The organism is Serratia sp. 2723 (assembly GCF_050434425.1).
Taxonomy (GTDB): Bacteria; Pseudomonadota; Gammaproteobacteria; order Enterobacterales; family Enterobacteriaceae; genus Chania.
The window spans coordinates 77,679-91,602 of record NZ_JBNDIN010000014.1 but is presented as its reverse complement, the minus strand read 5'-3'; the positions used below and the strand labels follow the sequence as shown (position 1 = coordinate 91,602).

The following is a 13,924-nucleotide window of genomic DNA, read 5'->3' as shown; positions in this document are numbered from 1 at the left end:
TAATAAGACCGATTATGTCTCAGGTATTGCTGACGCTATTTCAACAGGCGGATAACGCTAAGGGCACGCTACGTGAGCGAGTGTGTAATACGCTACGCACGGCGATCCATAGCGGCACGTTAAGCGCGGGCCAGCGGCTACCCTCCTCGCGGGTTCTGGCGGCCGATCTGGGCGTCTCACGGGTTACCGCCGAAGCCGCCTATGCACAGCTGGAAGCCGAGGGATATCTACATCGTCGGGTGGGCCAAGGCACCTTTGTCGCTATCCAGATCGCCAAGCCTGCGCCAATACGCAAATCCAGCGGCCAACTGCGGCTTTCACAGCGCGGTTTGGCGATTGTGCAAACCGGGGGCTGCCGCGATCCACAGCAGCCACTGCCGTTTGCTGCCGGTTCACCGGATCTGCGCGCCTTCCCACTGAAGCTGTGGCAACAGCTCACGGCCCAACGGTTACGGCTACAGGGGGAAAAACTGCTGCGTTATGGCGATCCCCAAGGCTACTTGCCGCTGCGTGAAGCCATTGCCGGTTACGTCGGCCAAACCCGCGGCGTGAACTGCGACGCGGAACAGGTGATCGTACTGACCAGTTCCCAACAGGCATTGCAGCTGATTGCCACCTTGCTGATCGATAACGGAGATGTGGTGTGGGTCGAGGAGCCTAGTTACAACGGGGCCAAGAACGCATTTACCAGCGCGGGAGCTAATTTGGTACCGGTGGCAGTGGATGAGGCCGGGCTGCGGCCAGACGGTTCGCTACCTCCCCCTCGCCTGATCTATCTGACGCCTTCGCATCAGTACCCCACCGGCGTGGCACTCAGCCTGGAACGGCGATTGTCCCTATTGGAACAGGCGCGGCAATCGCAAAGTTGGATTATTGAGGATGACTACGACAGCGAGTTTCACTATGACGGCCAACCAATGCCCGCCATGCAGGGTCTGGATCGCCACGGCACGGTGCTGTATGTCGGCACTTTCTCCAAAGCGCTGTTCCCTTCGCTACGGCTAGCCTATCTGATTGTGCCCCCCGCGCTGGTGACGGCGTTTACCACCGCACGTTCGGTCTATGACGGCCATTGCGCTCAGTTGGCGCAGGCCGTCACGGCAGAGTTTATTCTGCAAGGGCATTTTGCTGCCCACATCCGCTACATGCGCCAACTCTATCGCAGCCGCCGTGATTGGCTACTGACACAGCTAGCACAGCACCTGTGGCATTTTGCCACGCCACAGCACGCGGGCGGCGGGCTACAGCTCGGCGTTTGGCTACCGGGGGGCCAAGAGGCAGAACTGACCCGACAGGCGCAACAGCTAGGCGTCATTACCCCCGGCCTGTCCACGCAGTATCAGAACGCCAGCGCCAGACGCGACGGCTGGTTATTGGGGTTCTCTGCCCTCACACCAGGGGAGATAACCTTGGCCGTGGAACGGTTGCGGCGAATTAACCCAGTAACAGCCAACCCACCAGAGTAGCCCAGGCCAGGAAGGGGATCGAATAGTAATGGAACCGCAGCCAGATCTGGCGTTCCCCCGCCATCCGCAGGGCGATCAGGTTCGCCAGAGATCCGATCGCCAGGCCAAATCCCCCGGCGTTTACCGCATAGGCCACCAGGGCGCTGGACGGCACATAGTTCAGCAACAAAATGGTCGCCGGAACGTTGCTGATCACTTGGGATAAAGCGATCCCCAACGCATACACGCTGCCATCCGCCAGCGAGGCAATCTGGTCAAACTGCGGCTGCAGCGCTGGCAGTTGGGTCAGCAAGCCAATATTGATAAACATGGCGAGAAATACGAAGATCAGGCTCCAGTCGATCTGCAGCAGCACCTGGCGAGCCAACAGCAGAAAACCGGCAAACACCAGTAACATGCCATACAACGGCACGTCCAAATCCAGGCAGATCAGAAAGGCCACATATAGCGCGACACTGGCCAGTAACAGGCGCATTTGATAAGGATAGGGTTGGGTGTTCGGGGCCTTAACAATTTTCCGCGCCGGGAAACTGAACCAGGTGACCACCAGCAGGCTCAGCATCATGATAATGCCGAAAGGTGCCATACGCCCGATAAACTCCATAAAGGTCAGCGAAGACTTGCTCCACAGCAAAATATTTTGCGGATTGCCAATCGGCGTCAGCAACGACCCGGCGTTAACCGCCAGTGCCTGGAAGATGATCAGGCGGCTTATCGGCAGTGAAGAGAGCTTTTTCAGCGTAATGGTCAACGGGATCACGATAAACAGCGCCACATCGTTGGTGAGAAACGACGACAGCACCGCAGCGGCACACACCAGAAACAGTGCCAGTGAGCGTTCACTTTGCAGGGTGTTCACGATCTGGCGGCCGATAAAATCGAAATAGCCGCTAACCTCAACGCCTTTGGTCAGCAGCATCAACCCCAGCAGGGTCATAATGGTGCGCCAATCGATAAAGCCAGAGAGTGCCCTCAGCGGCTGTGGCCCAATGGCGTACAGCAGCATCCCCATCAGCAGCAACGCATGCAGGAAGCGGTCATGCAAAAATGGCCTCAACAAACTGGTCACCGCATTTGAACTCATGGATTTACTCTTATTTTTCAAGCGAAGACTGGAAAACGACGTTAGCCGAAGCTCTTGAATTACGCCAGTAAAAAAGCACGTTGCCCTTTCCATTTATCGTATTTTGTTTTATACCCGTCGTCTTTCCCTGCTTTTAGGATTTTCTATGGCCAATTCCATTGCCAAAAGGCTGCTGCTCAGCGCGGCGCTGATGCTGCTAGCCGCCTGTAACGATGCCAACACCCGTCCCCAGATCGACATCGAAGGCAAAACCATGGGGACGTTCTATAGCGTGAAGGTCAGCGGCACTGTCACCGAGAGCAAACAACAATTGCAGCAGGAGATCGATGCGCTGTTGGAGCAGGCCAACGACGATATTTCCACTTACCGCCCCGATTCGGTGTTATCCCGCTTCAACCAGAACACCACTGCCGAGCCGCAGCCCATCCCCCGTGGAATGGCCGATATCATCCTCACCGCTCAGCGCATTGGCCGTGATACCGGGGGAGCTATGGATATCACCGTCGGCCCGTTGGTTAACCTGTGGGGTTTCGGCCCGGATAAGCGGGCCGTCAAAGTCCCCAGCCAGCAGCAGATCGATGCAGCCCGCCAGCATATTGGCCTGCAGCATCTGAAATTACTCAGCGACAGCCGGGGTGAATGGCTACAAAAAGATCTGCCGGAGATGTATGTCGATCTCTCCACGCTAGGCGAAGGTTACGGCGTGGATCAGTTGGTCCAGTTGATGGCGCGCAAAGGCATCACCAACTATCTGGTCTCGGTGGGCGGAGCCGTTTCATCACGCGGCGTGAATGGCCAGAACAAGCCTTGGAGGGTGGCAATCCAAAAGCCCACCGACCGGGAAAATGCGGTACAGGCGCTGGTGGATTTGCAAGGCTACGGCATCAGCACTGCAGGGAGTTACCGTAACTATTTCGAGCAGGACGGTCAGCGCTATTCCCATGTGATCGATCCCGTCACTGGGCGGCCTATCACCCATAAGCTGGTTTCCGTCACGGTGATTGCCCCTACGGCGTTGGAAGCCGATGGTTGGGATACCGGGTTGATGGTGCTGGGCACGGAAAAAGCGCTGAAACTGGCCGAAGAGAAAGGACTGGCGGTGTATCTGATCAGCAAAACCGATGACGGTTTCAACGCGGTGATGACGCCGCAGTTTAAGGCGTTTTTGGTGCAGTAAAGAGTTTTGGCTCACGTGTTGTCCCCTCACCCTAACCCTCTCCCACAGGGAGAGGGAACCGTTCGAGTTCGCTTTTCGTTACAGCAACTTACCTGACCATGGCACGAAATCAACTGCCTTTTACCCAGCTAATAGATGATCACGGCACCTTGCCACAACACCGTGCCAGCTCCCTCTCACAGGGAAAGGGGACCGTTCGAGTTCGCTATTCGTTACAGCAACTTACCTGACCATGGCACTGATCAACGGCCTTTTACCCAGCTAACAGATTGATCACGGCATCTTGCCACAACACCGTGCCAGCTCCCTCTCCCTGTGGGAGAGGGCTGGGTGAGGGGAACAAACGGCTGGGTACTACTCCATTATTCGTTACAGAAACTTACCCGCCCATGGCACTAATCAATTGCCTTTTACCCAGCTGACAGATTGATCACGGCACCTTGCCACAACACCGTGCCAGCTCCCTCTCCCTGTGGGAGAGGGTTGGGGTGAGGGGCCAATTACTCCACTTTCTCACCGGGTTTTTCATCCTTGCGGTGCAGCAGCGAATACACCGCCGGGATCACCAGCATCGATAGCAATGGCGCACTCACCATGCCGCCAATCATCGGTGCGGCAATCCGCTGCATCACCTCTGAACCTGCACCACCGCCCCACATAATCGGCAGTAAACCGGCCATAATGGTCGCCACCGTCATCACCTTCGGCCTGACGCGCAACACCGCCCCTTCGCTAATCGCCGCCATCAGTTGCTGATGACTCAACGGCTGGCCCAGTTGACGATGTTTCGCCAGCGCCTGATTCAGGTACAGCACCATAATCACGCCAAATTCCGCCGCCACCCCGGCAAGGGCAATAAAGCCCACCGCCCCCGCCACCGACAGGTTGTAATCTAGCAGGTACAGCAGCCAGACCCCGCCAATCAGCGCAAACGGCAGCGTCGCCATGATCAGCAGCGCATCGCTCACGCTGTTGAAGGTGACAAACAGCAGCACGAAGATGATCGCCAGCGTTACCGGTAGCACAATCTTCAACTGGGCGCTGGCGCGTTCCAGATACTCGAACTGCCCGGACCAACTGATGGAAACCCCGGCAGGCAGCTTCACCTGCTGTTCTACCACCCGCTGCATCTCCTCTACCGCCGATTTCAAATCGCGCCCACGCAGATCGACATAGATCCAATCGGAAAGCCGGGCGTTCTCGCTTTTCAGCATCGGCGGCCCTTCGGTGATGCGAATATCCGCCAGTTCTGCCAACGGTACTTGCCCACCGGTCGCCGTCACTACCGGTAATTCACGCAGCTTTTGCAGCGAATCACGGATCTCCCTTGGGTAACGGACGTTGATCGGATAACGCGCGCGCCCTTCAATGGTTTCAGCGATGTTTTCACCTCCTACCAACGTGGCAACCACCGATTGCAGCTCTTTCACCGAAACGCCGTAACGCGCCGCACGCTGGCGATCGATGTCGATATCCACATAGCGCCCTCCAGCCAAGCGCTCCGCCAGCGCGGAAGTCACACCCGGAACCTGCTTCACCACCTGCTCAATCTGGCTGGCCGCCTGCTCGATATCGGCAATATTGCTGCCGTTGACCTTGATGCCTACCGGGCTTTTGATGCCGGTCGCCAGCATATCCAGACGGTTACGGATCGGCGGCACCCAGACGTTGGCAATGCCGGGCACCTTGACCACGCTGTCCAGTTCGGACACCAGCTTGTCCATCGTCATGCCGGGCCGCCACTGGTCGCGGGGCTTAAAGCGAATGGTGGTTTCCAACATGGTTAGTGGAGCCGGATCGGTTGCCGTCTCCGCCCGCCCGGCCTTGCCAAATACCGTGTCCACTTCCGGCACGGTTTTGATCAACCGGTCGGTCAGTTGCAGCAGCCGCGCCGCCTCGCGGGCCGATATCCCCGGCAGAGTCGAAGGCATATACAGCAGATCCCCTTCGTCCAATGGTGGCATAAACTCGCTGCCCAGGCGGCTGAGAGGGAATAAGGTCAGCACCAGTAGCAGAGCGGAAATCCCCAGGGTGGTTTTAGGCCGTGCCAGCACCGCCGCCAGCAACGGCTGATACAGGCGGATCAAGGCGCGATTGATCGGATTGGCATGTTCGTCCGGAATGCGGCCCCGGATAAAATAGCCCATCAGCACCGGCACCAGCGTGATGCCCAACCCGGCAGATACCGCCATCGCATAGGTTTTGGTGAACGCCAGCGGCGCAAACATCCGCCCCTCCTGCGCCTGTAACGTAAACACCGGGATAAACGACAGGGTGATGATCAACAGACTACAGAACAGCGCCGGGCCAACCTCAACCGCCGCCTGCTCGGAGATGTGCCAATAATCTTTTGAGGTGGGCTGCTGGCCTGGATGGCGTTGCCGCCACTGTTCCAGCACCTTGTGCATGTTTTCGATCATCACGATCGCCGCATCCACCATTGCGCCGATGGCAATGGCAATCCCCCCCAACGACATGATGTTGGCATTAACGCCCTGGTAATGCATCACCACAAAAGCACCGAGGATCCCCAGCGGCAGAGTCACCATCGCCACCAGTGCCGAGCGGAAGTGGGACAGGAACAAGGCGCACACCACCGCGACCACCAGGAACTCTTCCAACAGCTTGAATGACAGCGTATCGATCGCATGCTCGATCAGTTGCGATCGGTCGTAAACCGGCACGATCTCCACGCCCGGCGGCAGGGTGTGCTGAAGCTGTTGTAGCTTGGTCTTCAGCGCATTAATGGTTTCCAGCGCATTCTTACCGTAGCGCATCACCACGATGCCGCCCGCCACCTCACCTTCACCGTTGAGCTCTGCCATGCCACGGCGGATTTCCGGCCCCTCTCGCAGTTCTGCGACCTGTGACAGCAGGATCGGCACCCCGTCGCGGGCGGTGATCACTACGTTATTAAAGTCGGCGAGTTTTTTCAGGTAGCCGGAGGTGCGTACCATATACTCAGCCTCCCCCATTTCCAGCAGCGCACCGCCGCCTTCCTGGTTGGCATCCTGAATGGCGCTCACCACCTGCTGATGGGTAATATTCAGCGCCCGCATACTTTGCGGATTTAATATCACCTGATATTGCCGCACCATGCCGCCAACGCTGGCCACCTCCGCCACGTTAGGCACGGTTTTCAGCTCGAACTTGAGCGTCCAGTCCTGCAAGGCGCGCAAATCCGCCAGGCTGTGTTTGCCAGTGCGATCGACCAGCGCATACTCATAAACCCAGCCGACGCCGGTAGCATCCGGCCCCAGTGCCACTTTGACCTGCGGCGGCAGCGAGGACTGCACCTGGCTGAGTGACTCCAACACCCGCGAACGCGCCCAGTAAGGATCGGTACCGTCTTCAAACAGAATGTAGACGTAGGCATCGCCAAACATCGAGAAGCCCCGCACCGTACTGGCTCCCGGTACCGTCAGCATGGTGGTGGTCAGCGGGTAAGTGACCTGATCCTCGATCACCTGTGGCGCTTTGCCCGGATAGGTCGCCCGGACGATCACCTGCACGTCAGAGAGATCGGGCAGCGCATCCAGCGGTGCCTTCTGCAACGCCCATACGCCCCACCCGGCCAGCAGTATCGAAGCCAGTAATACCAACAGGCGATTGCGTATCGACCAGCGGATCACGGAGGCGATCATTGGTGGCCTCCTTGCGCCATGATCTGGCTGATGTGCGAGCCGTTTTCATCCACGCTAAAGTGAAACATCACCTTACTGCCGATGCCAATCCCTGCGGGTAAGCCGCCCGCAGGCAAGGTGAAATCCATGGTCATCGCGGGCCATTGCAACTCTGCGACCGGATCGTGCGACAGCGTAACGGTACTGCCATCCACCGCCTCTACCACGCCCAGCGTCTGATACTGTTTTCCCCCCTCCTGCGCGCCCATCTGTGGCAAGGCGCTGCGCATGCTGGCTTCGGAATCAATCAGGAACTGGCCCGAGGTGACCACCTGTTGCCCGGCTTGCAGACCCTGTTTGATTTCTATCCAGCCGTCCTGTGCCAGACCGGCGACCACGTCAACCGGAGCAAAGTGGCCGTTCCCTTCCGCCACCAGCACCCGGTTGCGATCGCCACTGCCGATCAGGGCCTCCTGCGGGATAGCCAGCACCGGCTTGGCCCCGGCGTTTTGCGCCAGTTGCACCTGCAAGTACATGCCCGGCTTCAGGCGCTGTTGAGGGTTTTTCAGTACGATACGCGCTTTAAAGGTGCGGGTAAGCGGATCGACGTTAGGCAGCAGCTCGCTAACCTCCCCGGTAAAGCGTTCACCCGGCCAACTGGCGGAACTGGCTGCCACCGCATCGCCAACCTGTAACAGCCCTGCCTGCGCCTGCGGGTAATCAATCACCATCCACACCGGATCGAGACTGGCCAGTTCAAACAGGCCCTGCGTCGCGGTGACCTGCATCCCTTCCCGCGCATCCAGTTTGTTGATAAACCCACTCTCCGGTGCGGTAATGGTAATGCGGGTCTGGGGTTGGCCACTGCGTTCAACCTGGCGAATGATGGCTTCAGGCATAAACTGCAATGCCAGACGCTGGCGGGCGGCAGAGGTCAGTGCGCTATCGCCCAGCTTGCGGATCGCCAGGTATTCCTGCTGTGCGGCGCTCCAGTCCGGGATCCACAGCTGTGCCAGCGCTTGCCCTTTCTTTACCTGCTGCTGGCTGGCACGCACATAGAGTTTGTCTATCAGACCGTTGGCCCGAGCGGCAATGACCTGCACGCCGCGTTCATCGGTGGCAACGCTGCCATAGGCATCAAGCTGCAAATTCAGTTCACGCAGTTGTGCAGCCGTTGTACGCACACCCAGATTCTGCTGCTGACGGGCGCTGATGGTGACACCACCGTCATCCTGCTGCTCATCGGCATAGCGTGGCACCAGTTGCATATCCATAAACGGCGATTTGCCCGGCTTGTCAAAACGCTGGCCTGGCACCATCGGATCGTACCAATACAGCACCTGCCGTTCATCACCGCCGCTAGCGGGTTGCGCCGCGGTTTTTTCCCCGGCAAACCAGTAACCGCCCATAGCACCGCCCAATAGGGCGGCTAACAGCGTCAGGCTAAAACGCATTTTCATGACTTTGCCTCCTGCACGGTGAGATAACGGATGGCGGCCCACAGCTGAGCCAATTCACGCGCGGCCTTACCGGCGCTAAGGCGGCTGTCGAGCAAGGCCCGGCGTGCTTCCAATACTGAGGAGAGATCGCTTTTACCACTGCGGTATTGCGCCAGTTGCAACGCCACACGCTGTTGCTGCAGCGGGATCGCTTGCTGCTGTTGACGCTGCCATTGCGCCTGCGCGGCCTGATACTGCGCCAGCAGGGTATCTAGCTGGGCCTGATGATCGCGGATCAATAACGTCAGTTGGTCGTTGGCCTCCATCGAACGGGAAACGTCGGCGGCATAGTCCTTATCCTGCCGCTGGGAGCGGAACAGGGGCAGATCGACGGTAAACATCACGCCCGCCATATCCTCATAGCCATCGGCCCGTTTGCCATATGACACCTCTATACCCACGTCCGGAATGGCGGCCACCTCTGACTGTGCCGATCGCGCCTTGGCCACATCGGCCTCACGGCTGGCCTGCACCACCTCCGGATGCTGTTTGATGGATTGTCGTAACAGATTGCTCTCGGCGGGCAGGCGTTCGAAGCGCGGCAACGGACCACCGATCCCCTCAACCTGCTGCCCGGTCAACTGGGTCAAGCGCGCCTGGGCGATGGTGACGTCACGCTGCGCCTCGCTGAGCCGGTCCTGCATCGCCAACAGCGTTAAGCGAGCATCGATGACATTAGCGGCGGGTGAACTGCCGCTGGCCACTCCGGCATGTTGGGCGGCGATTTGCTTTTCACTTTCTTTGAGCAAGGCTGTGGCATCCTTCAGCGTCTGCAGGCTCAGCGCCAGTTCCAACCAGGCTTGTGCCGTCTGCTGCTGCAAGCGGGCGCGGATCGTCGCACTGCTGGCTTCGGTTTTATTGGCCTCGGCCCGTAGGGTGTCCGCCTTACGTTGACGCTTGGTGCTGCTGACGTAATCCTGCATGATGCCAACCCGCTCCATGGTCATCCCGTCACGGGTCAAACGCCGGGCGTTACCGCCTTGTACCGGCACGTTTTCAATACCGAACTTGAGCTTGGGATCGGGCAGCTCCATCGCCGAATCCGCCATGTTTTGCAACGCATTCACCTGATGCTGATTGGCCGAAAGCTCGGCGGAATAACGCTCTGCCGCCGCCAGCGATTGCGCTAACGTCAGGTCGGTTGCCTGCGCACTCGCCGTCCAACAGGCGAGCAGCAGCCAGCCCACCCGCAATGGGTGAGAAAGTAGTCTGGACATGGTGCCCCCGTTAGTCTTGGCTGGCGCTGATGGCGGTCAGCTGATAGCCGCCGTCCACCTGACGGAAGCTGAACTCCACCGTAGTCCCGGCAGCCAAGGCAGGCAATGGCGGCCGGGGCTGAAGGAAATTCATGGTCATCGGCGGCCAGTTCAAGGCAGGGATGGCTGGATGGGCGAGCGACACTTTCTGCTCACCCCAGACCTTAACGGTCCCTTTAGAGTGATAGACGGTGGCGTCTTGGCTGGCATGTTGATGATGTTGCATCTCTGCGGCAGAGACGAATGAAGAGAACAACCCAAAGATGAAAACAGCAGTGATCAGATTACGCATAACGATAGCTCCATAAAATAGACAAAAACAACTCAGATCGCCGTGCTGGACGGCAAAGCGGTTGGTTTGGCTATTCACGGAAGCGGCAGAAGACGATCTCTGCCGGCGGGCCTGCTATCGGAGGGGTTTGCCAATCGAGGTGTGAGAACTGTTCCTGGGGCTGAGGATCGGCAACCAGCAGTTCACTGCTGGCGGGTATTACTGCCGCCAGGGCAAGATTACCGTGGTCTTGCTGTGCCGAATCTGGAACGCAGTGCTTTTCACACAGCGGCCCTTCGGCCTGCATCATCTCATTTGCTAGCGGATCGGCGGCCTGCATATGCATCGTATGCTGCGCGGCTGGCGCAACGGTGGTGAGTTGCAGGTCACAGTGATGGCTGGCGATCGCCAGTTGGCTGTTGAGCAGTAGCCAGCAGACGGCCAATAGCCACACGCCAGCCTGCTTCTTGGCGAAGCGCAACCGATGCATGGATAATGAAATGGACGCCGAAGCCGACATGCAAAAATTCCAGAGTAAGAAACTGCGTCGAGTATATCGGCAGAAAACCGTCACAGGAACGGAATTTACACCCGCTGACAAAGCAGCCTGAGAACGATCCTGTAAACTGGAAATGCTTTGATTTCAGTCAACTACATATCTTAAAAATCCCGTTCATCATAGCAAAAACCGGCTTTCGCCGGTTTCCATATTAATTCAGTCCCAAGGTCCACTGGGCTATTTTGAAGTAGATGATCAAGCCGGTGCCGTCTATCAGCGTGGTGATAAACGGGGCGGAGACTACCGCTGGATCCACACCGAAGCGTTTCAGAGCCATTGGGATCACGGAAGAGACAATCGCGGCCCACAGCGTAATACAAACCAGAGTCAAGCTCACAATGAGCGTAATCTCATAGCCGATCCCCATCATCCAACCACGGAACGCGCCAGCACAGGCCAGCGTTAACGCGATCATGACCGAGGTCGTCATTTCCTTACGCAGCACGCGCCCCACATCACGCATGCGGACCTCCCCCAAGGCCATGGCCCGCACAATGGTGGAGGTGATTTGCGTGCCGCTGTTACCACCTGTACCCACCAGTAACGGGATAAAGAAGGCCAGGGCAATCGCCGCTTCCAATGACTCCTCAAAATGCTGAATAACCGTGCTGGTATAAGCTTCGGCGACGAACAGCAACAGCAGCCACACGCTACGTTTTTTCCACAGCTCGAAGGAGGTCATTTCAAGGTAAGGCTTATCAAGCGGCAGACTTGCCCCTTGCATATGGGCATCCTCGGTATTTTCATCCTCGATAATCTGCGCTATTTCGCGCTCGGTTAAGCACCCGACCAAACGGCCATTTTCGACCACCGCCACAATATCTAAATTATTATTGTCCACCAGTTCGGCGATATGTTCACGTTCGTCCGTGGGTTTGACATGGAAGAAGGTAGTCTCCATCATATCCTTGATACGCTCGCCATTATGTTCTTCCTGCAATAAACGTTTAACCGAAAGTACGCCCACCAGTTTGGTGCCGTCTTCAATAAAAATTTGTGCGGGTATATCGTCGTTGGAAAGTTGATTAACGAATATTTTCCTGGCTTCGCCAACGTAAAGATCTTGATGCAGAACAAAAACATTTTTGTTCATATAACGCGCGATGGCGTCGTCTTCAAAGTTGGCATTTTGGTAAAGGTCTTGCAATACAACATGTGACATTCTAGATACTCCCGATTGAAAGATGGAGTCTCATAGAGGCGACAAGACAGGACAGCGCAAGCCGATCCCCACGTCTTGGGTTTAGCACTATACAACGTATCCCCAGGGGGAAGTTACCTTAGCAATGCCTTGATTCGGCTAATGCTTGTTTTACCCTTGGTGGCCTCTCTCGATGCCATTAGAGCGGTAACTTGTGTTCGTATAGGAGCCTCGCCATAACGAGATCGTAAAGCTAGATAAAGCGTGGGCATTATGACTGGTTTGGTTATTCGTATCGGGAAAAGGGGTATTTTGTTGAGGTGTTATTTATTATTCGGGCCAAAAAATAACCGGATTAATTTATTATCCTTTCAGGCGATGGCTAAATTAAACAAAAAACCACCCGCTGTTTAAGTTATCTGCTGTCATTTTTTTGATCTGCGAAATCTTAATTCGTACTGATGTAGGGTATCGCTGTAAAAACGCAAAAAAAATCGGGCACCTATTACGGTGCCCGATTGATAATATGACGCCCTGCGCTTACTTCTGCAGTTTACGCATTACCAGCGTGGCGTTGGTGCCGCCGAAACCGAAGCTGTTGGACATGACCGTGGTCAGCTCACGCTTGGTTGGCTCGGTCACGATGTTCATGCCAGCCGCCTTCTCATCGAGGTTATCGATGTTGATGCTTGGCGCAATGAAACCGTGCTCGACCATCAGCAGGCTATAAATCGCTTCCTGCACGCCCGCCGCACCCAGTGAGTGGCCGGTCATGGCTTTGGTTGAAGAGATAGCCGGGGTGTTATCGCCAAAGACTTCACGGATCGCGCCCAGTTCTTTCACGTCGCCGACCGGCGTGGAGGTGCCGTGTACGTTCATGTAGTCGATTGGTGTGTCTACGCCCTGCATCGCCATCTTCATGCAACGCACCGCGCCTTCACCCGATGGAGCCACCATGTCGGCACCGTCTGAAGTGGCACCGTAACCGATGATTTCCGCATAGATATGTGCGCCGCGAGCCAGAGCATGCTCCAACTCCTCAACCACTACCATGCCGCCGCCGCCTGCGATAACGAAACCGTCACGCGCTGCGTCATAGGTACGGGAGGCTTTTTCTGGCGTGTCGTTATAGCTGGTAGACAGCGCGCCCATGGCGTCGAATTCGCAGGCCATTTCCCAGCACAGCTCTTCACCACCGCCAGCAAAGACGACGTCTTGTTTACCCAGTTGGATCAGCTCAACGGCGTGGCCGATGCAGTGGGCTGACGTTGCGCAGGCAGAACTGATGGAATAGTTCACACCGCGAATTTTGAATGGGGTAGCCAGGCAGGCAGAAACGCCTGATGCCATCGCCTTGGTCACCATGTATGGGCCAACGCCACGCAGGCCTTTGGCGCGCATACCGTCAGAACCCGCAACCTGGTTACGTGGAGAACCACCACCGGAACCGACCACCAGACCGGTGCGATCGTTGGAAACCTGATCGGCTGCCAGGCCGGAATCTTGAATCGCTTGTTCCATGGAGAGATAGGCGTAAACCGACGCGTCGCTCATAAAGCGCATCACTTTACGGTCAATCAGACCGGTAGTGTCGAGTTTAACATCACCCCATACGTGACTACGCATGCCGGAATCTTTCAGCTCCTGAGAGAAGGTGATCCCAGAGCGGCCTTCCTGCAGACTTGCCAGGACCTCCTGCTGGTTGTTACCAATGCTGGAGACGATTCCCAGGCCAGTAATCACTGCACGTTTCATTCAAGTACCTCTTCCACAATTTACATTCGGGATTTTGCATCGCACTTTAGCGTACAGATGTACGCCGAACAAGTCCGATCAGAATAATTTTGC

General features: G+C 56.9%; 10 protein-coding genes and 1 riboswitch. Of the genes, 2 read left to right on the top strand and 8 right to left on the bottom strand.

The genetic code is table 11. The features are described 5' to 3' along the window. The first annotated feature begins 14 nt into the window (after nt 1-14). Nucleotides 15-1,466 (top strand): PLP-dependent aminotransferase family protein, encoded by a 1,452-nt coding sequence (locus ABIE29_RS19175; protein WP_429620333.1) that lies wholly within the window; start codon nt 15-17, stop codon nt 1,464-1,466. Here the strand turns inward: ABIE29_RS19175 and ABIE29_RS19170 are convergent. Next, nucleotides 1,435-2,550, bottom strand: a complete 1,116-nt coding sequence (locus tag ABIE29_RS19170) for an SLC13 family permease (protein ID WP_065683058.1) — start codon at nt 2,548-2,550, stop codon at nt 1,435-1,437. The genes ABIE29_RS19175 and ABIE29_RS19170 overlap by 32 nt on opposite strands. Nucleotides 2,551-2,695: 145 nt before the next feature. Between ABIE29_RS19170 and apbE the strand changes: the two genes are divergently transcribed. Continuing rightward, entirely contained in the window at nt 2,696-3,727 is a 1,032-nt protein-coding gene (gene apbE / locus ABIE29_RS19165; RefSeq protein ID WP_429620331.1) for an FAD:protein FMN transferase ApbE, read from the top strand. 500 nt (nt 3,728-4,227) lie between these two features. On the opposite strand, the gene ABIE29_RS19160 is transcribed toward apbE, so the two are convergent. The 7 genes from ABIE29_RS19160 to fabB all read right to left on the bottom strand — a co-directional run bounded on the left by ABIE29_RS19160 (nt 4,228) and on the right by fabB (nt 13,831). Beyond that, nucleotides 4,228-7,371 carry an efflux RND transporter permease subunit gene (locus ABIE29_RS19160; protein ID WP_429620329.1) on the bottom strand — a complete coding sequence of 1,048 codons (3,144 nt, stop codon included), beginning with the start codon at nt 7,369-7,371 and terminating at the stop codon, nt 4,228-4,230. Continuing rightward, nucleotides 7,368-8,810, bottom strand: a complete 1,443-nt coding sequence (locus tag ABIE29_RS19155) for an efflux RND transporter periplasmic adaptor subunit (RefSeq protein ID WP_429620327.1) — start codon at nt 8,808-8,810, stop codon at nt 7,368-7,370. The genes ABIE29_RS19160 and ABIE29_RS19155 overlap by 4 nt, the downstream gene beginning before the upstream one ends. Then, nucleotides 8,807-10,066, bottom strand: coding sequence for a TolC family protein (locus ABIE29_RS19150; protein WP_429620325.1), 1,260 nt, complete (start codon nt 10,064-10,066; stop codon nt 8,807-8,809). Before ABIE29_RS19150 ends, ABIE29_RS19155 begins: the two co-directional genes overlap by 4 nt. 10 nt (nt 10,067-10,076) lie before the next feature. Next, the gene (locus ABIE29_RS19145; protein WP_429620323.1) at nt 10,077-10,397 is read right to left on the bottom strand and encodes a copper-binding protein; all 321 of its coding nucleotides are present in this window, start codon (nt 10,395-10,397) and stop codon (nt 10,077-10,079) included. A gap of 70 nt (nt 10,398-10,467) precedes the next feature. Further along, nucleotides 10,468-10,896 (bottom strand): hypothetical protein, encoded by a 429-nt coding sequence (locus tag ABIE29_RS19140; RefSeq protein WP_429620321.1) that lies wholly within the window; start codon nt 10,894-10,896, stop codon nt 10,468-10,470. 190 nt (nt 10,897-11,086) lie between these two features. After that, complete coding sequence (locus ABIE29_RS19135) at nt 11,087-12,097, bottom strand: magnesium transporter (protein ID WP_429620319.1); 1,011 nt, start codon at nt 12,095-12,097, stop codon at nt 11,087-11,089. A gap of 59 nt (nt 12,098-12,156) precedes the next feature. Then, a riboswitch (M-box (ykoK) riboswitch) is annotated at nt 12,157-12,327 on the bottom strand. Between the two features lie 289 nt (nt 12,328-12,616). Further along, nucleotides 12,617-13,831 (bottom strand): beta-ketoacyl-ACP synthase I, encoded by a 1,215-nt coding sequence (gene fabB / locus ABIE29_RS19130; protein ID WP_021806051.1) that lies wholly within the window; start codon nt 13,829-13,831, stop codon nt 12,617-12,619. Nucleotides 13,832-13,924: the final 93 nt, after the last annotated feature.

Bases quoted from the DNA above. Each gene is read 5' to 3' on its own strand.
- ABIE29_RS19150 (WP_429620325.1), bottom strand. From the start codon at position 10,066: ATGTCCAGACTACTTTCTCACCCATTGCGGGTGGGCTGGCTGCTGCTC.
- ABIE29_RS19135 (WP_429620319.1), bottom strand. From the start codon at position 12,097: ATGTCACATGTTGTATTGCAAGACCTTTACCAAAATGCCAACTTTGAA.
- ABIE29_RS19175 (WP_429620333.1), top strand. From the start codon at position 15: ATGTCTCAGGTATTGCTGACGCTATTTCAACAGGCGGATAACGCTAAG.
- ABIE29_RS19160 (WP_429620329.1), bottom strand. From the start codon at position 7,371: ATGATCGCCTCCGTGATCCGCTGGTCGATACGCAATCGCCTGTTGGTA.
- ABIE29_RS19155 (WP_429620327.1), bottom strand. From the start codon at position 8,810: ATGAAAATGCGTTTTAGCCTGACGCTGTTAGCCGCCCTATTGGGCGGT.
- apbE (WP_429620331.1), top strand. From the start codon at position 2,696: ATGGCCAATTCCATTGCCAAAAGGCTGCTGCTCAGCGCGGCGCTGATG.
- fabB (WP_021806051.1), bottom strand. From the start codon at position 13,831: ATGAAACGTGCAGTGATTACTGGCCTGGGAATCGTCTCCAGCATTGGT.
- ABIE29_RS19145 (WP_429620323.1), bottom strand. From the start codon at position 10,397: ATGCGTAATCTGATCACTGCTGTTTTCATCTTTGGGTTGTTCTCTTCA.
- ABIE29_RS19170 (WP_065683058.1), bottom strand. From the start codon at position 2,550: ATGAGTTCAAATGCGGTGACCAGTTTGTTGAGGCCATTTTTGCATGAC.
- ABIE29_RS19140 (WP_429620321.1), bottom strand. From the start codon at position 10,896: ATGTCGGCTTCGGCGTCCATTTCATTATCCATGCATCGGTTGCGCTTC.